This is a genomic window from Hydrogenispora ethanolica (genome assembly GCF_004340685.1).
GTDB classification, from domain to species: domain Bacteria; phylum Bacillota; class UBA4882; order UBA8346; family UBA8346; genus Hydrogenispora; species Hydrogenispora ethanolica.
The window spans coordinates 71,939-91,557 of the sequence record NZ_SLUN01000021.1 but is presented as its reverse complement, the minus strand read 5'-3'; the positions used below and the strand labels follow the sequence as shown (position 1 = coordinate 91,557).

Sequence of the window (19,619 nt, the reverse complement as noted above, 5' to 3'; positions counted from 1 at the left end):
GTATCATTGTCCAAATGGATAATGATACGCTGTTTTTTTTATCCAGAGAGACAATTTAAGTTTTATGTTTTTTATGGTAAGCTGAAAAAAGATACTGTTAAAATTTAGCAAATTTTAGTTTATGAACGGTAGATGTTTGCTAAGGAGGAAGCCCGGTTATTTTTTCTATGAAAACGCGGAGCCACCGGATCAGTAGTGCCCCGCCACGGACGCACGGCAACATTCCCTGTCACAAGATTGATTCCTTTCTTATTTACCGTAATTTATCGAAGCTTCTCAAAAATTAATAGCGATATATAGAATAAAAAATCAGAGGAAAATTCTAGAAAATATTTAATATTGAGGAAATAGACGCCCTAAAATAAGGAGGATTGATGGAGGATGGAAACAGACTATGGAATGCTGATCCCGAAGGAAAGCTATTTGGAGATCCCCTCCCATGACGCTTATAATTTCGGCACAGGCGATTTTACGATCACCCTTCTTTTCCAAACCGCCCGGCCCGGCACCTTGATATCCCGCAAGTCCAGCGAGGGTGGATCGAGCGAATGCGCCGGCTGGCTCCTGACACTAAAGCCGGACGGGGTCATCAAAATGGCGACCGATAATGGTTTCGGGTTTTATGAAGTCAATTCCGAACCCACCCCGGCCTTGGACGGAACCTGGCATGCGGTCGCCGCCATCCGGAGAAACGGCGCCATCTCCATCTATTTTGACGGCGCGGCAATCGCCGTAACTCCCCGTTTCAGCCTGCCGACGCCCCTCGACATCAGCAACCGCCGCCGGATCGTGATTGGCGATTGCGACCAGGAACAAGAAGAGTACAAACAATTCACCGGCGTTCTCGAAGACATCTCCCTCTGGAACCGCGCCTTGGACCCGGCGGAGATTCAAAGCACCATGTTCAATAACATCAACCCCCTGGATCCGGCGTTGGTGGGGTTGTGGGAGCTGAATCAGGACTTTACCGATTCCTCGCAGACCCGGAATGACGCCGATCCGATCGGCGCGGTCCGCTGGCTGGCGGTGTTTCACTGCGTTTGGGCGGAGTCCGTCAACAAATACGCTTATTGCGCCATTGACTTGAGCGCCGAGGCCGATCCGGTCGACGCCGCCAGCATCGCCGGCGGCGGAATGATTACAGCCCCGTCCAATCCCGCTTACAACTTTGGCACCGGCGATTTTACCGTCACCGCTCTGTTTCAGACCAAGGCTCCGGGGACGCTTGTCTCCAGGAAATCAACGGAGGGCGGTTCCGCCGCTTGCGCCGGGTGGCTGGTGGTCCTCAATCCCGATGGCGTCATCAAGCTGGCGACGGATAACGGGTTTGGCTACTATGAGGTCACCTCCTCCGCGACCCTGGCCCTCAACGGGTTGTGGCACGGGATCGCCGCTGTCCGGAGGGGCGGCGTCTTCTCCATTTATTTGGACGGGGTCAGCCTGCCGGTCACTCCCCATTACAGTCTGCCCTCCCCCCTGAATGTCTCCAATGCCCGGCGGATCGTGATCGGCCATTGCGATCAGGAGCAGGAGCCGTACCGGCAGTTTACCGGGTGTATTCAAGACGTGACGCTGTGGCAGCGCGCCTTGAGCGAAGCGGAGATTCAAGATGCGCGTTTTAACATGATCACGCCGGACGCATCCGGCCTGGCCGGGTTTTGGGAGCTGGACAACAGCTTCGCCGACTCATCGCACGTCCATAATCAGGCCAGCCCCAGCGGCGCGGTGGGTTTCGCCGAAGTCCACAATCAAGCCGGACGCCGACAGACGCTGAAGATCGACCCGGGCACCCCCTATCTCTATGGGGCCTTAATCAATAAAGATGTCAATGATATCTCCTTCCCCAACGGCGCTGTCGTCAAAGTCTATCAGCCGGACGGAAGCCAACTGGACCAGGAGACCAACACCGATGATCGGTATGTTCATGTGGACGGCGAATCGGTTCATGTGTTTATTGTGAAAAATCCGCAACCGGGAGAATGGAAATTTGCGATCCGCACCACGACCGCGCTCCCGGTTCTGTTCAGCGTCCAGACCACGCCCAACCAAGATGTCTCGACGACCATCAACGATACGCTGGAACAGCTCTACGGGGCCCCGCCCGCCACCCGGGCCGCTTTGTCCTGGAGCTGGCGCAGCGTGGCCAAGTGGGCGGGCATCACCCTGGCGGCCGCGGGAGCGGTGGCGATGACCGTGGTGGCAATCGTCGGCGCGCCGGTCACTTTACCGATCCTCGGCGGAGCCGCTTTGGCCGTGGGCGTCACCAGCACACTGCTGGTCAACATCGGCCTGGAGGGAGACATCGCCAAACAGCGCTATCAAGTCGCGGATCAGATCGGCGTCGATCCGTCCCCGATCGGCGGGGGAAACAACGGCGTGGCTTCGCTCATCGTCGACGGCCGGAACTACTTCCCGCTCTTTCGCGATCTCTTGCTGGCGGTCCAAGCGGGCCATTACGACCCGGCCGGCATTACCCCGCCGGCCAAGCCCACCTTTGAAAACTTGATCAAAGGAATCTCCGACGCCGGAAACAAGGCTTACGTCCTGATGTGGGATACCCAACCGATCTACCACATGATGGAGCATAGCGATTTTCTCAAGTATTACCTGCGCAAATGGCTGACCGGCAGAGACGCCCGGCGCAACAGCCGCACCGCCGCGGCCCTCAAGGGCCTGCCCCAGGTGGAGGTGGCCATGGAAAAATATAGTTCGGGCTTTTTGCCGATTAACTCCCAGCATCAGAAGCTGGCCGTCTTCTCGGTGAATAATGTCAAGTGCGCCTTGGTCGGGGGCTTTAATATCATTACCCCGCCTTATTGGGACGATCTCGACCATCCGATGTACGACCATAGCAATTTTCACACCTGGCACGACACGGCGGTACTGCTTCAGGGGCCGGTCGTCGAAATGGTGGAGCAAGAGTTCAACCGGCGCTGGGCCAACACCCGCATCGACACGGAGATCGCCAATTCCGGAACCTATGCCAAGGTGGCTTGCTGGCAGATCAATCACGACAGCTGCTTCGACCAAGCCGACGTCTGCGGCTGCGGAAAACCGACCCAATTTCCGTACCAAAACCCGTTGCTTCCGGATGGACCGCAATACCCCATCGACGTTTTGATCACCGAGTCCCAATTCAGCCAACCGGTGACCAAGATCAAGGATAAACTGGTTGAGAAGATCAAGGCGGCCACCCAATACGTTTATTTCGAGAATTTCGCCTTCCACGATGCCGATTTGGTACGAGCGCTGAGCGACAAGCTGAAGAGCGCCGGCGCCAATTTCCGCCTCATCATCAATCTCCCCCCCATCCCACCAACGGGAATGATCACGAGGATCAGACGGGACAGTTCTATATGAGCCGGATCGCCTTTGGCGCCATCCTGTTGAGCACCAACGAATGGACCCAGGCCTGCTTTGCGGAGGGAACGATCGTCACGCCCGCGCAATGCAGCAGTTACCGCGTGACCATCCCGGACGGAAAGCCGCTGGAGTACGCCATTTTCGAATACACGCTTCCAGCGGACAGCCGGGCTCATCAGTTTTCCATCAAAGATTACCTGGTGAATGTGGTCCAAACCGCCAACAGCCGGATTGTCCTCACCTCCCCGGTACGCTACTTCAATACGCTGGATCCGAATGAAAAAAAGTTTCAATTGCCGGGCCTGTTGGCGAACTTCCGGAGCATTTACATCCATTCCAAGCTGGCGCTGGTGGATGATAGTTACGCCCAAGTCGGAAGCGCCAACTTCACCACCCGCAGTCTATCATGGGACGGCGAATGCAGTGTCGGCATCAACAGCAGCGCCAAGGCCAAAGAGATTCGCGAAACCATCTTCCAGCATTGGGGAGTGGACACCCCGCTCAACTGGCAAGCCAAAATGAATGACTTTGCCCAGCACCCGGTCGAAGGGGTCGGGGTCGTCCCGTTGCCTATCAATGTACTGAGCACCACGCCGCCGTCCTGGGTGATGGATTACATCACCGCGGTGATTGATCCGTCCGACCTGTACTGATTTTTCACCGCGCGGCGGCGGACGGCGGATATCGGGCAGACAATCTCGTAAAATAAAAAAGAAAAGGAGCAATAGCCATGGGCGGTTTAACCAATGTCAAATTCCGAGGCGGAAGCGCGGCGCAGCAAGATGTCATTCTGCAAGCGCATCAAACAGCCATTTCCCTATCGCAAAAAGCTCAGCAAGCCGCTTTAGGGGGCGGCGATAAATTTGCCGAGTGGTTCGGCAACTCATCCAAGACCGATGTGAGCAATAAATATGCCGCCATCGCCAGGCAGCTGAGCTCGGTTCAGTTTCTCTATGACCTGGACAATATGCTCGCCTACCAATTGGTCAATGAACTCATCTTCTGTTTGAGCGACACAACGGCGGATCTGCAAACGCTACTGCCTTGGAAAGGCTTATATCTGCAAGAGACGCTCGATCAAATACAGTTCCAGGCGAGTTTATCCCTGATTTACATCGAAGCCGGCGACGCGACGACCATTGAATTGGCCAATGTCTACGATAAAGATTCGGCGCGTTTTCTAGCGAAGTACAATCCTTCCCAAGCGGTGAAATCGCCCCGGAATTATATGTACTACGCGGGGAACGTTTAAAAAAAGCCATTTCTTTTCCTTACTCCGGACGTTCGAACATAAACCCGCTGTTTTGAAAGCCGCCGGCTTAGCTGGCGGCTTTCGATGGATCGGCTTGCGGGATGATGCGATAACTGTCGCTGTCCATAGGGATAACCGAGCAAGTGGAGCATACTGTAAGCTGAATGAAGCCCGATTGATCGCTGCAAATGCCCATCATGCATCAGAACGATTTCTTTGCCGGGAGGACCGTCTCACCCGCGCGCCACGCCGCTTCCCTTTCAATCCGGGATCGTTTCATTGGCATGGAACGTTTCCTGTCAGATTTGATCTTCGCAACGGATCATGATAAGATGGTGGAAAATCACAAGCTATAATGCGAGGGAGCAAATCATGGAGCGGCTGTTATTTGGGATATCCGGGCTTCCACTGGGCGACGGGTCCGTGAAATATAATTATCCGAGCGGCATTGCCTATTTGAAATCCATCGGCTTGGACGCCATGGAGCTGCCATTTGTCCGGAACGTCAACGTCACCGACAAAAATAAAGACGCCATCCTGCGCGAAAAAAACGAGCAGGATCTGTATCTCTCGGCACACGGTTCCTATTTCATCAATCTCAACGCGGAAGAGCCGGAAAAGCAGGAGCAATCGCTGGAACGGATCATCAAGGGCGCCCGGGCGTTGCATTCGGTCGGCGGGCGGAGCCTGGTCTTTCATCCCGGCTTTTATCTGAATGATTCGGCGGAAGATACCTATGGGACCATCAAGGAGAACCTGTTCAAACTGCCGGATCTGGGCGTACACTACCGACTGGAGACCACCGGCAAGCCCACCCAATTCGGCAGCCTGGACGAGTTGATCGCCCTCTGCCGAGAGGTGCCGACCTGCCGGCTCTGCGTCGACTTCGCGCACCTCCACGCCCGGGGCGGTGGGGCGCTCAAAGCCTACGAGGATTTCACGGCCATTCTGACGAAGATCCGCGACGGCCTGGGGGAAGCGGCGCTGCAGGACATGCACATTCACCTGTCCGGGATCCACTACGGCGCCAAAGGCGAAAAGAACCACCTTGAGTTCAAGGAGAGCGACTTCCCGTATCAACTGTGCCTGCAAGCCCTGAAGGATCTCGACGTCAAAGGCTGCATCATCTGCGAGAGCCCGATCCTGGAGCGCGACGCGCTGTTATTGAAGGAGACCTATGCCCAATTGTGAGGGACTAAGCCTCATGGTCATCCGGGAATGTTCCGGCTGATAAATTAAGAAACCGCCCTATTTTCGGGGCGGTTTTTTCATACTCAAAGCCCGATCAAAGCATTGTTCACTTTCAGATAAAGGTTTGTATAAACAGATAATTCCCAAAATCAGATTTCATCCGTTCCTATCATGCAAATAAAATTTCGACCATATGGAATGTTATGGGACGAAAACCCGATTGAACTGATATATTATACAAGCCCATCGCATACTTTTTTACGTATGGAGGTAAAAAAAGCATGAATGAACAAAACCTTTTTTCCGGTTTTATTATCCACCGTTTTTTGGAACGGTTTCAAAGTGTAACTTACCGCGGTGTTCCGGTTGCGAGATATCTAGACTATCCATTCTATCTTTATTCTCTAAACCACTGGAGTTCAAACAGCGCTAAGGAATATTTCCCCTATATCGAAGAAGAGCTGGATCAGGTGAGCGATGTAACGCTTTATTATTGGCTGGATGAACCATACCCCTATGATCCGCATCCCGGCGGGACTGTACTCATGCGGGGAGGATTTGGAGACATTGCTTCAATCCACTTGCCCCGAGAACGAATTTTCTTGTTAAGCCCCGATCAAGCCGAAGCCGAGCTTATCAAATTTAATCGACCCGATTTAATCCCGCATAATATTCAAAGCTATTATCGGGAAAATCCGCGCGCTGTCAATAAACTCACCCAACAGATTACGAAAATTGTTAAGAGCCGAAAAGGCGATCCCATCTTCGGAAGCGCCGACTTGTTAAATTGGCTCAAGGATAAAATTCCCGAAACGGTTCGAGTCATTGATGCAGTCCAGTTACTGTTTGAAACATTCAACATCGGCGCGGTATTGACGATTTCATCCATCGTGTGGATGGATAATGCCCTCAATCTGGTCGCCAGAGCCAACCGGGTTCCTTCAGCCACTTTACAACACGGCATCGTTTCCGATAGTGGGCTGTTTTGTAATATTCCAATCGTAGCAACCAAAAAACTGGTTTGGGGAAAAGCGTTTCGAGCATGGTATCAGCAGTATGGGTTCCCGAAATCGCGATTTTCCATAATCGGTTCCCCCCGGTTCGATGTTATTTTTAACCGGGAATGGTGGAACCGCGACAAACTCTGCCAAATGGCAGAGATCGATTCCGCTAAAAAGATCATGGTCTATGCGACCGGCACCGAAAGAAACATCATCGTCCCCCTTATTCTCAATGGCCTGGCGCCGATCTCCGATCTATTTTTACTCATTTTGATGCATCCTAGCGAAACTTCTCTTATCGAGCAGTATCAGCAGTTAACTGCCGGCTACTCAAACCGCAAAGTACTTCCCTTTGGAAACATTAGTCTCTATAATGCCCTTAGTGGAGCTGATTTTTTTATTACCCATTGCTCAACGGCGGCATTTGAAGCAATGCTTTTTAGACTTCCGGTGATCACCGTAGAACCCACCACTCCTCTTCATTTTTCTTACGGTGAGTTAGGAGCATCGCTTCGAGTTACCGACTCAGCGGAACTGACTCAAACGGTCAAGCGATTAATGTCCGATGAATCCTTCAGGGAAGCGGCAGTTAACCAATATCATGATTTTCTCGCTGATTATTGTATTCCCGACGGTGATTCATCCAAGCGGCTCTTCGAGGAAATAGAAAAGCTTTGTCAAAACGGCGGCATCGCATAGTATAAGGGACATGAAGCTAGTTAACCAGAAACTTAGTGGCTACAACCGCATTCCGAGGCAGTAAACAAGGGATTCCGCCGACGATGGGATAAGCGAGCATGCTCTCCTGGGAATAATAGACATCGTTTATTTTTGTAAGGTCTGTTTTCGTAATGGGACATCCAAAAGGATTGGTAACTTTATCGTTCGAATCTTTCCGAATAACGATCAAGCCTGTGGGATTTAAAGGGTTACGGCACCTGCTCGCACCGAATAATCGATGCTCCATAATGGGATAACCTAATTCCACAGCTGCGGAATACAGTTTTGTGACATATCCCTGCTCGATCATTCTTTTTTGGGCCTTTTCATCGGCCAATTCATATAATGGCTCCAAAAGAATCAAATATTTCTTCGTAATGCGGTATAGCTCGGCTAATGCTTCTTTTTCCCTACCGCCGTTCGGTTCTAGCGAATGGGAAGTATAGACGATATCCACGGAGCTATCTTTTAACGGGGTATGAAATAAATCTCCCACAAACAATTCCACATTCGTCACTTTTAATGCTTCTAAGAATCGTTTAGCGTATTTGATGCGAGACCATGAAATATCGAAACCATAACAATGCCTTGGCGCCTTTTTTAATAAGTTAAGCAGCGGGCCCAAAACGGTGGCTTCGCCTACCCCGATTTCCATCAGAGTTTCCAATGGTTCCACGTTTAAGTCTTCCATAACCTTTGATAAACACGAACAGTATTTTTGGTGAAATGAGGGGTTCTGCAAGTATTCCTCGATATAAGTTCCTGATTGAAAATCATAGCTGATCATGATGTCTTCGATTGAATTCGTATCCCGTTTCTCTGCATTCTTGAGGTATTGGATAATATTACGGTTTTTGCTATAAATTTCTTTAATCTCGCTTAAGATACCCAATGATTCCATTTTCTTTTCCTCCCGTCAATTTCACGAACCACCACTTTCAGCATATGCCATGATTTTCTTTCCATTCGCTTGGCTTATTCCATTTGATTTTCATAAACTTCGTTTTAGGGTCGAAGCCGTTATTTTCATTGAATCATCCCTAATTTTCATCTATCTTGCCCGTTCTATTATATGATAAATAATATCAACTGGATTTACTCCTGAAGACACAAAAAATCAAGACTGGAACAATAACATGCGATCGGCGTCATCGTCAAAATTAATTTTTTCGGCAAGTTTCGCTAATTAACGAAATTTGTCAAGTTTCATTTAAAATTCAACCTTTGCTTCTGCTATTATCTTGCGAGTCGGTCCACGACTGCCAGGAAGAAGCGGCGCTTCAGGATATGCGCATTTACTTGTCCGGGATCCACTATCGTGCGAAAATGGAAGGATTGGCGGATCGGCCATCTGTGGTGTTTCCGAGAGGTTCAGGAATTCAATATACCCGGTTAAGGGGTCCGCAAGGTTCTGGGGTTCAAGATTTTGCGGTTGAAATTGAATGATGCTAGAATGATAGCTGAGGAGGGATTCGTGATGAAGGAAGAACACATCTCAACGATAACTCAAAAGCAACCCGCCGACAAAAATTGGTCCCATCGCTTCGTTATCGTGGTCGGACTCTCCATTGCCTATCTCCCTGGCTATATCCATAAGATTTTAAACCTGTTCGGAACGCGGTTCGGGCCGGAAGGACCTCCATCGGTCATCTTATGGAATTGGCTGTCCGTTTTGGTCCTGACGCTGTACATTATCGTAATTGAGCGCCGAGGTCTCGCCTCGATTCGGTTGGCGCGTCCCACAAAAAAAGATTTGGAATGGGCCTGTATCTTTTGGGGAATCGGGATGAGCTGGAACTGGATAATGAATATGATTGCACCTCAACCGCACAATGAAGGACTTGATACGTTAATTAACCTCCCGCTCCCAGTGATCATCGCCCTTATTATCACGACAGCGGTTACTGAAGAGATTCTTTTCCGGGGATATTCCATTGAACGGTTGCGCGAATTGACCGGAAAGCTGTGGATTGCCGTATCCCTGAGTTTTATGGTGTTTGTGTTCCCTCATATTCAGTTTTTTGAAACGCAGTGGCTGCTTTATCATGGAATCGGCACTGTTTTCATCTATATCCTTTACGTTTGGCGCCGGAATCTATGGGCGTGCATCTTGACGCATTTTCTCAGCAATGCTCCACTGCTTATCCTCGCCATCGGCCTGGACTAATTCGGTGGATCGAACCGCCGGGTTTATACACGCCGTAAATACGAGACATTGGACGGAAGGTAGTCTTATAGGAGAAATCCAAGCGACAATCCCGCCTCGGATGAGTAATTTATCTGAGGTTCGAAATCCCTGACCATTGTGTTAGGGATTTTTGGTTGAAGCATCCGCCCGTCCCCTTGACAACTTCGCCGTAAAGTAATAAAATAATTGTCCTTTTCCAAGAAATAGCAAGGGAGCCAACAATCTTGATCATCGTCGAGGGATTATCCAAATCATTCAAAGTGGCCAAACGTTCCGCCGGGGTGGGGCAGGCGGTCCGGGCGCTGTTTCATCGCGAGTATGATTGGGTCGAAGCCTTGCATGAGGTGTCATTTACCATTGCCCCCGGGGAGATTGTCGGGTACATCGGGCCCAACGGCGCCGGGAAATCGACCACGATCAAGGTGATGAGCGGAATCCTAGTCCCGGACCGGGGCCGTTGTACGGTGATGGACCGGACTCCCTGGCTGGAACGGATCGCCCATGTCAAAAACATCGGCGTGGTTTTCGGGCAGCGTACCCAGCTGTGGTGGGATGTGCCGGTGATCGACTCCTTGGAGATGCTGCGCGACATCTATGATGTGCCGCCGAAGGAGTACCGCGCCAATCTAAAGCGGTTGACCGAAGCGCTGGAACTGGATGGGATCATCGACACACCGGTGCGCCAACTCAGCCTGGGCCAGCGGATGCGTTGCGAAATCGCGGCCGCGCTCTTGCACGGCCCCAAGTTGTTATTCCTCGATGAACCGACGATTGGACTGGATGCGGTGTCCAAAATCGCGGTGCGCCAGTTCATCAAGACGATCAATGGGGAAAAACAGGTGACGGTGATTTTGACCACCCACGATATGAACGATATCGAGGCGCTGGCGCGGCGGATCCTATTGATCGGCAAGGGCCGGATTTTGTATGACGGCAATCTGGATGAGATCAAGCACCGTTTCACGACCCGCAAAACGGTCACCGTCGCTTTCCGGGAGCATCCGCAGACGGTGCTGATCCCCGGAACCACTCTGCTTTCTTGGACGGCAGAAAGGGCGGCTTACAGCGTGGATACGCTGCAAGCCTCGGTAGCGGAGACGATCGCCGCGCTCTCCCGGCAGCTGGATCTGGTGGATGTGACGGTCGACGCGCCGCCGGTCGAGGAGCTGATGGCCCAGTTGTATCAGGAGTACCGGATATGAAAGCGTATCTGGCAGTATTGAAATTACGGCTCATCAACGGCTTGCAATACCGCACGGCCGCCTTGGCGGGGATTGCCACCCAGTTCTTCTGGGGCTTTCTCTTTATCATGATTTACGAGGCCTTTTACAGCCAGAACCCGGCGGCTCCGGCCATCACCCTCCGGCAGTTGGTGAGTTACATCTGGCTGCAACAGGCGTTCCTGGCTTTCATCATGATCTGGTTCCGCGACCAGGAATTGCTCAATTTAATTACCAGCGGCAACGTCGCTTATGAATTGTGCCGTCCCGCCGGTATTTACGGCCTTTGGTTCTCCAAGCTTTTGGCGCAACGGCTCGCGGCGGCCCTATTGCGCTGTTTTCCCATTCTGATCGCCGCTTCCCTGCTCCCCCAGCCGTACCGCTTGATCCCGCCGCCGGACCCGGCGGCTTTGGGGCTGTTCGTGATCGCGCTCATCCTCGGGCTCCTGGTATTGGTGGCGCTTTCGATGTTCATGTATCTTTCGGTCTTCGTCACCATGTCCCCTGCCGGTTCTTTGATGGTGTTTTCGACGGTCGGCGAATTTTTGGCGGGAATGGTGATTCCGCTGCCGTTGATGCCCGAAAGGTTGCAGCGCCTGGTTTACTTGCTCCCGTTCCGTTTGACGGCCGATTTGCCGTTCAGGATTTACAGCGGGAATATTCCGGTCGGGGAGGCCTGGCGGGGCATTGGGATTCAACTGGTATGGCTGGCGGCGCTGGTGATTTTGGGCCGGTGGGCGCTGGGCAAAGTCCTGCGCAAAGTGGTCATTCAAGGAGGGTGAGGCCGTGAAACTCTACTGCCGTTATATCGCGCTGCTGCTCAAGGCGCAGTTGCAATACCGTTCTTCCTTCTGGTTGCTGGCGCTGGGCCAGTTGTTCATGCCTTTCGCGCTCCTGGCCGGAATGTATTTGCTGTTTCAAAAGTTCGGTTCGATTCGGGGCTGGAGCTTCTTTGAGGTCGCCCTTTGTTTCGCCGTGATCCACATGGCCTTCGCCAACAGCGAATGTTGCGCCCGGGGTTTTGACGGCTTCTCCGCTCTGGTGGCCGGCGGCGACTTTGACCGGATCCTGGTCCGGCCGCGCGGCACCGTCCTGCAGGTACTCGCTTCCCGGTTCGAATTCAGCCGGATCGGGCGTTTGATCCAGGGCGGCGCCGTCCTGATCTGGGCGGTCAGCTGTCTCCCCATCGCTTGGAACGTCCCCAAAGCGCTCACCCTGACCTTGATGGTGGTCAGCGGAGCCTGCATCTTCACCGGCCTGTTCATCCTGGCGGCGACCCTGTGTTTCTGGACCATCCAGGGCCTGGAGATCGTCAATATCTTCACCGACGGCGGCCGCGAGATGGGACAGTATCCGTTGGGAATCTATCAGAAATGGGTGATCCGCTTCTTCACCTTCGTGATCCCGTTCGGATGCGTCAATTACCTTCCATTGCTCTACCTTCTCGGCAAGGCCGAAGGGCAGCGGGCTTGGTTATTCATGCTTTCGCCATTGGCCGGAGTCCTGTTCCTCTTGCCCTGTCTAGGAGTTTGGCGGATCGGGGTCCGCCATTACCGGTCGACCGGATCGTAGGGAAAGGGGCAAGTTTTCCCTCCCGCTTTCATCTTTCGATGAACGCGGCTAGCCCTATTCCCTTGCCTGAGCCGGAATATCATGCCAGCCCGGAGAATAGATCAAAGAGAATAACGGCTATCCCCAATAAAATTACCGCACAGAAACAGCGCCGGATCTTCCGACCGCCCAATAATTTGGAAGCACGCACTCCGAGCTGGACCCCAAGCACCGATCCCACGACCAGCAGAAATACCAGAGTCAATTCGATATGCCCTTGAAAGAAATGCCGGAAGGCTCCGTAGCCGGTCGAGAAGATGATCTGAAAGGCGCTGGTGCCCGCGGCCACCGCGGTCGGGACGCCGAGGCCATAGATGAGCAGGGGGAAATTGATAAAGCCGCCGCCGATGCCGAGCATCCCGGTCAGAATTCCCACCATCAAGCTGAGGAGAATGGGGATCCACGGGCTTAAGCTGAGAATTTGCGAACAGGGAAAAGTGATCAGCGGCGGAATCTTAACGCTTTGGATATGCTGAGCCATGGAGGAGGCCGCTTCCTCATCCGCACCGGATTGAGATGTTTCGCGCCAGATGAAGACCGCCACCAGACTCATCAAAATCAAAAAAATGCTATTGATCAGCAAGTCTCTTACCGGCCAGGCTTTATGATTCAGCATGATGGAACTCCAGTCACCCATGACCTTCAAGAGGCGTACCCCGATCTCGGTCCCGGCCAAAGCGCCGCCGGCCATCATCGCCCCCAATAAGGGGTCGACATTTCTATCTCTCCAATGACGCCAGGCCGAAAAACTTCCGGTTACAAAGAATTGCGCCAGGCTGCTGCCGATAGCTATCGGGTATGGAATTCCAAAACAAACTTTTAAGGCGGGAGTGAGCAGAAATCCCCCGCCCACTCCGAAAAGGCCGGTTAAAGAGCCAATGAAAACCCCCAGTAAAATAACGCCCGGCCACCACACATCCAGGTCTGCGCCGGCTAAATGAATAAACATCGTTCGCTCCTGCGGATATTGTAATGATCTCGCTGTTTATCACGACGGCGATTGGAATTGGGGCAGGCCGCTATTCAAGCGGCAACCCCAACCGTTCAAACTGCTCCGCCGGGGCATCGTTTTCTTTCATTAACCGGATCATCATCCGGATCATTCTCGCTTCAATCTCTGGATCGTGAAGCGGCTGTTCCTGCCGGGGGTCGCTCGCCAAATCAAACAACATCGTCCCGAACTGATGGAAGTTGACCCCTTCCCAAGTATTTGCCTTGATCTTCATGACCCTCAATCCTTTAGTGAAAGCAAAGGGCTCGCTCAGCTCGGTAGTAGACAGCTCGGCAATGCTGAAACGTTTCCGCATATGGGTTGGCATGAAAGTATAATTGTACAGCGGTTCGTTGTCCGGTCTGACCGGCGCTCGCATATAGACATACCGTCCATCGGTGATATTCACGTGTCCGCCGTGGATTCCGAATAAGACGGCCTCATGGGCCTGGTCGTCCCGGGCAATCGTCCCTTGGAGCGATACCCCCTGCATGTCCCGGGGAATGGCCACCCCGAAAAAGTCTAACAACGTCGCCGGCAGATCAATGGTCTGCACCAGACTGCCGCGGCGCTCCCCTTTTTTGCCGCAACGGGGATCCCAGATAAACAGCGGCGCATGGGCGATCTCATTGTAAAAGGGCTGAATGCTTTTGGCCCACCAGTCGTGCTCGCCGAGCAGATAACCATGGTCGGTATTGACGATCAGCATCGTATCCTTCCACAGGTCGAATTCGTCCATATAGTCGAGAACCTTGCCCAAATAGGCATCGCACATGCTGAGCAGCGCGGCATACTGGAAGCGGATATGCTCGACTTGTTCCGGGCTTTCAGTGACCGGTTTGTAGTCGGGCCAATCGAAATGCGGGCCTTGGTACCGGTGAGGATACAAGTCTTGATACTTCTGCTGCGTAAAGAAGGGTTCATGGGGATCGAAGGTCTCAATCTGCAGGAACCAACGGTCGGCGTCCCGGTTGGTCTTGATGAACTCCAGCCCCATCTCGAAGACCTTGGCCTGGGGCTGGTCCTCCTCGCGCCGCAGATATTTCCGGTTCACCCAGTCCTGGCGCCATAGCCGTTCTTGTCCGCCGATCGCTTCGGGGATCTCCGGATCCGCGACTTCGCCTTTCCAGGGATCGCCCTCGTGGCCCCGGGCGATTTCCCAGGAGCTGTAACGGGTGTGGAAAGTGCAGCCGCCGTCTTCCCAATAATGACCGTGATCGCTGACCAGATGGGTATAGACGCCGTTTTGCTTCAAGATTTCGGGCATGGAGTCGTCGAACGGTTCCAGCGGCCCCCAACTGCGATGCAGAAAATTGTAACGTCCGGTATGGAGTTCTCTCCGGGCCGGCATGCACGGCATGCTCCCCACATAACAATTGTCAAAAGTAACTGTTCTTTCCGCTAAACGTCGAAAATTGGGCGCTTTCACCCAATCGCAGCCGTAGGGAGGCAGTAAATGACGGTTTAAGGAATCAAACATTACCATAATCGCTTTCATGTCAAAGCTCCTCTTCATGGATTTCAAATTGCCGAATAGCCATTCTGGCAATTTGCAGCTTTGCCTGCTAAGAGTCCTCTGCTACCACCACTTAATTAAATCGGTTACTTTGTTGCGCAGATCGATAAAGGCCGGATCGACGATATTCCGCGGCCGGGGAAGGTCATTCATGATCTCTTCCTTAATTTTGGTGGGTTTGTTGGTGAGCACCAGAATCCGTTGGCCGAGATATACCGCTTCCTCGATATTATGGGTGATAAAAATGACCGTGGTCTTCGTCTTCTCCCACAAGCGGATCAGTTCATCCTCCAGTTTGAACCGCAAGTCCAGATCCAATTGGCCATAAGGTTCATCCATGAGCAACAGTTCCGGTTGGACGGCAAAAGCCCTGGCGATCACCACCCGTTGCAGCATGCTGGCAGACAGCTGCTTCGGATAGTAACTTCGAAAAGGTTCCAGCCCGACCATTTTGATCACTTCGTCGGCCCTTTTTTTGATTTCCGCTTCGGGCAGGCCTTTAATTTCCAAGCCAAACCGGACATTCTCCTCCACCTTCAGCCAGGGCATGGTGGAGTATTCTTGAAAGATGTACGCCAGATTGTGTTTTTTCAAATCGACCGGTTCGCCGTTGACCAGGATCTCCCCGGAGGTTACATCATAGAGTTTGGTCAAAGTGTTTAAAAAGGTGGTTTTGCCGCAGCCGGTCGGACCCACGATACACAGGAACTCCCCTTCCTGGACATCGAATGAGATATTATCCAGCACACATAGATCTCCGAAATATTTGGTCATGTTACTGACTTTGACCTTGACTTTGTCTTTCGTGATCACTTTTTCATCCTCCAAGCTCCATCAGAGCGATTTATCCATGGCTTCGGTGATAGCTTGTCGTAACCGTAAAAATTCCGGATCGACATAACTGCGCGGTCTCGGGAGATTGATTCGGTATTCCGTTTTGATGCTGGTCGGGCAGTTGTTGAGCAAGACAATCCGGTCCGCCAGAAATAAGGCTTCTTCGATATTGTTGGTTACAAAGACGACGGTACGGCGTTCCCGTTGCCAGATCTTCTCCAGCTCATCCTCCATCATATAGCGGGTTTGAGCGTCCAGGTGACCGAAGGGCTCATCCATCAGCATCACTACCGGATCGTTGCAATAAGCGCGGGCAATCCCGACCCGCTGTTTCATCCCCCCCGAGAGCTTTACGGGGTAATGGTTCTCAAAGCCCTTCAAACCCACTAGATTGATGAAATATTTGGCCCGTTCCCGGCGCTCTTTTTTGTTGATCCCGCGGACACTGGGCCCGAATTCGACATTTCCCAGTACTGTCAGCCAGGGAAACAACGCGGTGGTCTGATAGACCACGCCCCGATCGGCGCCGGGCTCTTCCACCCGTTTGCCATTGACTTCGACCGTTCCGGTGGTAGGCTGCTCCAATCCTGCGATGACATTGAGCAGCGTTGTCTTTCCGCATTGCCCCGGCCCGAATAAAACTACAAATTCATTTTCTACGACTTCCAGGTCGATATTTTGAATCACTTGAAAGCTTTTGCCGTTGGTATTGAATTCTTTGGAAATATTGTCGCAACGGATAATCACCTGTTTCGAATTCGAATCACCCGGCGTCAGGTCCCTCTGATGTTCCAGGAGCATAATCCCCGTTCAACTCCTCTCATAAGCGTGGCCAAACATAAACCGACCAGTCCGATGGCGATGATTCCTACGATAATTTGAGTGGTATTCCCGGTATTCTGCCCCATGATAATGATCCAGCCGGCTCCCTCTGACGAGCGCACCATCTCCGCCGCCAGCACCGACATCCAACTGGTTGAAAATCCGAGCTGCAAACCGGCGAATATTTGGGGGACCGAGGACGGTAATACGACCCGGGTAAAAACCTGATTTTTTTTGGCCCCCAACATCCTGGAAGCCCCAATCAGCACGGGATCCACCTGTCTGGCTCCGGCATAGGCGTTCAAGGTGACATTGGTAAACGTGCCGACGAAAATAATGAAATACTTGGTCGTCTCCCCAATGCCGAACCAGAGAATGGCTAGCGGGATCCAGGCCAGCGCCGGTATGGGCCGCAACCATTCGAAGACCGGGCCGATAATCGCCTTGGCCAGCTTTGACCAGCCCATCGCCAACCCGACAACCACCCCCAGCAGGGATGCAGCCGTGAAGCCTACCAGTACCCGGTACAGGCTCCATCCGATATGCCCTAGCAGCGTGTATTGCCCAATCGGAGTATAAAACGATTTGAAGAATTCGTTTAATACTTTCGAAGGCCCCGGCAATGCCGCTCCCCCCAGGGTGAAGGTGACGGTCGCCTGCCACAAGATTAAAATGCTGCAAAATGCCGCCAAAGCCCAAAAAATATTTTGCCGGTCACTCCTCAGTTTTTCGCGCCATTGAGCTGCCTTCAACTTACCTGCCTCCCTTCACGTACTTACGCTCGAATAATTGCAGAACGAAGGATAATAAGGCTCCGAATCCGCCGATAGTCAGCATCCCGACGACAATGATATCGGATCTCCCCAGCATCCGGTTGATTTGGATCATGTAGCCTAGGCCCTTGGTCGACGCCAGCAATTCCGCAGCCACGAGGGTCATCCAGGCGACTCCCAAGGAAATCCGGAGTCCGGTGAAGATTAACGGCAGTGCCGTTGGCAACGCGACGGTTCGTAAAATTCTGAAATTGGAGGCTCCAAAGGTTCTGGCAACCCAAATATGGACCGGGCTGGTTTGTCTGATGCCGGCCTCCGCATTGATTACGCAAGGAACAAAGGCCGAAATGAAAATGATCGCCGCTTTAGCGGGTAAACCGATTCCGAACCATAGAATCATTATCGGGATCCAGGCAATCGGCGGAACCGGCCGGACCAGATCGAAGATGGGTTTGAAAAACATGTCGAACTTTTTGTTCCAAGCCATAGCAATTCCGACCGGTATCCCGAACAAAGCGCCGAAGAAATACCCAGTCAAGGCAATCTGCAAGCTGGTCAAAATATGTTGAAAAAGCGTGGCCCCATCGGGGTTCGGATCATATAACTTGGTGTAAAAAGCGCTGATTACCGACCAGGGACTGGGCATCGTATAGCTTTGAACGATCTTCAGAATATCAGTCAAGAGTTCCCAGATAAAAATGACTGTCAATAAGGAAATTACGGAGATGATCCGGTATTTTACGGCTGGTTTCAAGTTTCCACCCCGCTTAAGTTGATAAGAAGGGAGGCTCCCAAGAGTCGCAGGAGCCTCCACCCCGGTAAGGGTATGATTGGCTTATTTTCTCAAAGCTGCTTTCAAGACGTCGTTTACAATATTTTTATCGAAGATCGGCAGCTTGTCGGTTTGCAGCTTGCCAATACTGGCCATGAATTCGGCGGTCGTCTTCATGGCGTCACCCAGTGGTTTTTTGCGCGCGTCTTCGGCCGTAAGCAAAGGTCTGGAGGCTACTTCGGCCTTGACTAATTTTTCATCTACATTCTGACCATTCTGCTTATACCAGGCGGAAAGCTCTTTAGCCTCCAGCGCCGGGTTTTTCTTCAGTTCAGCATTGGCGCGGTACATCAGTCTTACGAATTTCACCAGCAAATTCTTTTTCTTCTCATAAGCGTTACTGCTCGCCAAAACATTATCATATTGAGGTATTTTTAAGTCATTCAGATTGCAGACGCTAACCCATCCTTTTTCATGGGCCATGAAGCTGAGCGGAGGATTTAAGGCGACCAGATCCCCCTGCCCTGAATTGAAGGCTTGAAAGGCCGTGGCATACTCCATATTCACCGAATTGACTTCCTTATCTTTGACGCCAATCTTTTCCTCCCATTTTAGCGCCATCAGTTGCACAATGGTGCCGATTGGCATGAGGATGGTTTTGCCGCGAACGGTTTCCGGGTTCCCCATGAGCGTCGGGAAGGTCGGATTAAAGCCTTTCACTTTGGCGATTGGGCTGTCCGGCCGGGCAAATAATTCGATCCCGCCGGCGGCATCGCTGGTTTCGGCGATCAGTTTCGCGTTATAGACCGATATGGTTGTGACTGCCGCCGTACCGATGGTAGCCACGTCCCAAAGGCCCGCGCCGAGAGCTTCGTTCATCGGAGCGCCGGTCGAGAAGAGAATCGTCTCAATCTTGAAACCGTTCTCCTTGTCCCAGCCCCTGTCAACCATGTATTTTACCGGCAGACTCAACAAAAAAGGCATAATGGCGACCTTCAGAACCGGCAGTTTTTTGGGTTTGGATGCCGCGGAGCAATCCGCAAAAGTAGACCCGATAATCGCGATAACCAACAGAAGCAAAACAAATTTCTTCATACGAACACCCCTCTAATTTATTTTTCTCCCTTTTTGATTTTGGGCAAGTCCCTTCATCGCCCTCCTTTCTCCGCCGCGAGCAGGAAAGTTATTTAAAGTTTCCATTGTATTGAAAGTACCTTTATCATACTTCTGCTGGGATGCCGATGATATAAAGTAAACTTAGGGATTATTACTCTTTTTTGACATGTTATCGTGAAGGAGCGCTTTGTTTAAAAAATATGTTACATTATTTTGATATGTTTTTAAAAAACTGACTTTGTTGCTGAT

The 19,619-nt window shown here is 52.0% G+C and carries 17 protein-coding genes; 9 read left to right on the top strand and 8 right to left on the bottom strand.

Going from position 1 to position 19,619, the window contains the following annotated elements; translation table 11 throughout:
- The first annotated feature begins 381 nt into the window (after positions 1 to 381).
- The 5 genes from EDC14_RS16475 to EDC14_RS16455 all read left to right on the top strand — a co-directional run bounded on the left by EDC14_RS16475 (position 382) and on the right by EDC14_RS16455 (position 7,506).
- A complete protein-coding gene (locus EDC14_RS16475) occupies positions 382 to 3,360 on the top strand; it encodes a LamG-like jellyroll fold domain-containing protein (protein ID WP_132015402.1) in 2,979 nt (992 codons plus the stop codon).
- The gene (locus EDC14_RS16470) at positions 3,357 to 4,016 is read left to right on the top strand and encodes a phospholipase D-like domain-containing protein (protein ID WP_132015401.1); all 660 of its coding nucleotides are present in this window, start codon (positions 3,357 to 3,359) and stop codon (positions 4,014 to 4,016) included. The genes EDC14_RS16475 and EDC14_RS16470 overlap by 4 nt, the downstream gene beginning before the upstream one ends.
- Positions 4,017 to 4,093: 77 nt before the next feature.
- Positions 4,094 to 4,615 (top strand): hypothetical protein, encoded by a 522-nt coding sequence (locus tag EDC14_RS16465; protein ID WP_132015400.1) that lies wholly within the window; start codon positions 4,094 to 4,096, stop codon positions 4,613 to 4,615.
- A 372-nt stretch (positions 4,616 to 4,987) separates the two neighbouring features.
- Entirely contained in the window at positions 4,988 to 5,806 is an 819-nt protein-coding gene (locus EDC14_RS16460; protein WP_132015399.1) for a TIM barrel protein, read from the top strand.
- A gap of 281 nt (positions 5,807 to 6,087) precedes the next feature.
- Entirely contained in the window at positions 6,088 to 7,506 is a 1,419-nt protein-coding gene (locus EDC14_RS16455) for a CDP-glycerol glycerophosphotransferase family protein (protein ID WP_132015398.1), read from the top strand.
- Between the two features lie 16 nt (positions 7,507 to 7,522).
- Here EDC14_RS16455 and EDC14_RS16450 read toward each other — a convergent pair whose 3' ends face one another.
- Positions 7,523 to 8,428 carry a methyltransferase domain-containing protein gene (locus EDC14_RS16450; RefSeq protein WP_132015397.1) on the bottom strand — a complete coding sequence of 302 codons (906 nt, stop codon included), beginning with the start codon at positions 8,426 to 8,428 and terminating at the stop codon, positions 7,523 to 7,525.
- 576 nt (positions 8,429 to 9,004) lie between these two features.
- Here EDC14_RS16450 and EDC14_RS16445 point away from each other — a divergent pair.
- From EDC14_RS16445 to EDC14_RS16430, 4 genes are all read left to right on the top strand, one after another.
- Entirely contained in the window at positions 9,005 to 9,694 is a 690-nt protein-coding gene (locus tag EDC14_RS16445; RefSeq protein WP_165908074.1) for a CPBP family intramembrane glutamic endopeptidase, read from the top strand.
- A gap of 245 nt (positions 9,695 to 9,939) precedes the next feature.
- On the top strand, positions 9,940 to 10,917 hold the full coding sequence (locus EDC14_RS16440) for an ABC transporter ATP-binding protein (protein WP_132015395.1): 978 nt from the start codon (positions 9,940 to 9,942) through the stop codon (positions 10,915 to 10,917).
- On the top strand, positions 10,914 to 11,717 hold the full coding sequence (locus tag EDC14_RS16435) for an ABC transporter permease (protein ID WP_132015394.1): 804 nt from the start codon (positions 10,914 to 10,916) through the stop codon (positions 11,715 to 11,717). The genes EDC14_RS16440 and EDC14_RS16435 overlap by 4 nt, the downstream gene beginning before the upstream one ends.
- 4 nt (positions 11,718 to 11,721) lie before the next feature.
- Positions 11,722 to 12,507, top strand: a complete 786-nt coding sequence (locus EDC14_RS16430; RefSeq protein WP_207930753.1) for an ABC transporter permease — start codon at positions 11,722 to 11,724, stop codon at positions 12,505 to 12,507.
- A gap of 79 nt (positions 12,508 to 12,586) precedes the next feature.
- Here EDC14_RS16430 and EDC14_RS16425 read toward each other — a convergent pair whose 3' ends face one another.
- The 7 genes from EDC14_RS16425 to EDC14_RS16395 all read right to left on the bottom strand — a co-directional run bounded on the left by EDC14_RS16425 (position 12,587) and on the right by EDC14_RS16395 (position 19,349).
- On the bottom strand, positions 12,587 to 13,495 hold the full coding sequence (locus tag EDC14_RS16425; RefSeq protein WP_132015393.1) for a sulfite exporter TauE/SafE family protein: 909 nt from the start codon (positions 13,493 to 13,495) through the stop codon (positions 12,587 to 12,589).
- A gap of 70 nt (positions 13,496 to 13,565) precedes the next feature.
- Entirely contained in the window at positions 13,566 to 15,035 is a 1,470-nt protein-coding gene (locus EDC14_RS16420; protein WP_132015392.1) for a sulfatase, read from the bottom strand.
- Positions 15,036 to 15,116: 81 nt separating this feature from the next.
- A complete protein-coding gene (locus EDC14_RS16415; protein ID WP_424337417.1) occupies positions 15,117 to 15,827 on the bottom strand; it encodes an ABC transporter ATP-binding protein in 711 nt (236 codons plus the stop codon).
- 60 nt (positions 15,828 to 15,887) lie between these two features.
- The gene (locus tag EDC14_RS16410; protein WP_132015391.1) at positions 15,888 to 16,688 is read right to left on the bottom strand and encodes an ABC transporter ATP-binding protein; all 801 of its coding nucleotides are present in this window, start codon (positions 16,686 to 16,688) and stop codon (positions 15,888 to 15,890) included.
- A complete protein-coding gene (locus tag EDC14_RS16405) occupies positions 16,661 to 17,461 on the bottom strand; it encodes an ABC transporter permease (protein ID WP_243662964.1) in 801 nt (266 codons plus the stop codon). Before EDC14_RS16405 ends, EDC14_RS16410 begins: the two co-directional genes overlap by 28 nt.
- 1 nt (position 17,462) lies before the next feature.
- Positions 17,463 to 18,236 carry an ABC transporter permease gene (locus EDC14_RS16400; RefSeq protein WP_243662963.1) on the bottom strand — a complete coding sequence of 258 codons (774 nt, stop codon included), beginning with the start codon at positions 18,234 to 18,236 and terminating at the stop codon, positions 17,463 to 17,465.
- An 81-nt stretch (positions 18,237 to 18,317) separates the two neighbouring features.
- On the bottom strand, positions 18,318 to 19,349 hold the full coding sequence (locus tag EDC14_RS16395; protein WP_132015389.1) for an ABC transporter substrate-binding protein: 1,032 nt from the start codon (positions 19,347 to 19,349) through the stop codon (positions 18,318 to 18,320).
- Positions 19,350 to 19,619 lie beyond the last annotated feature (270 nt).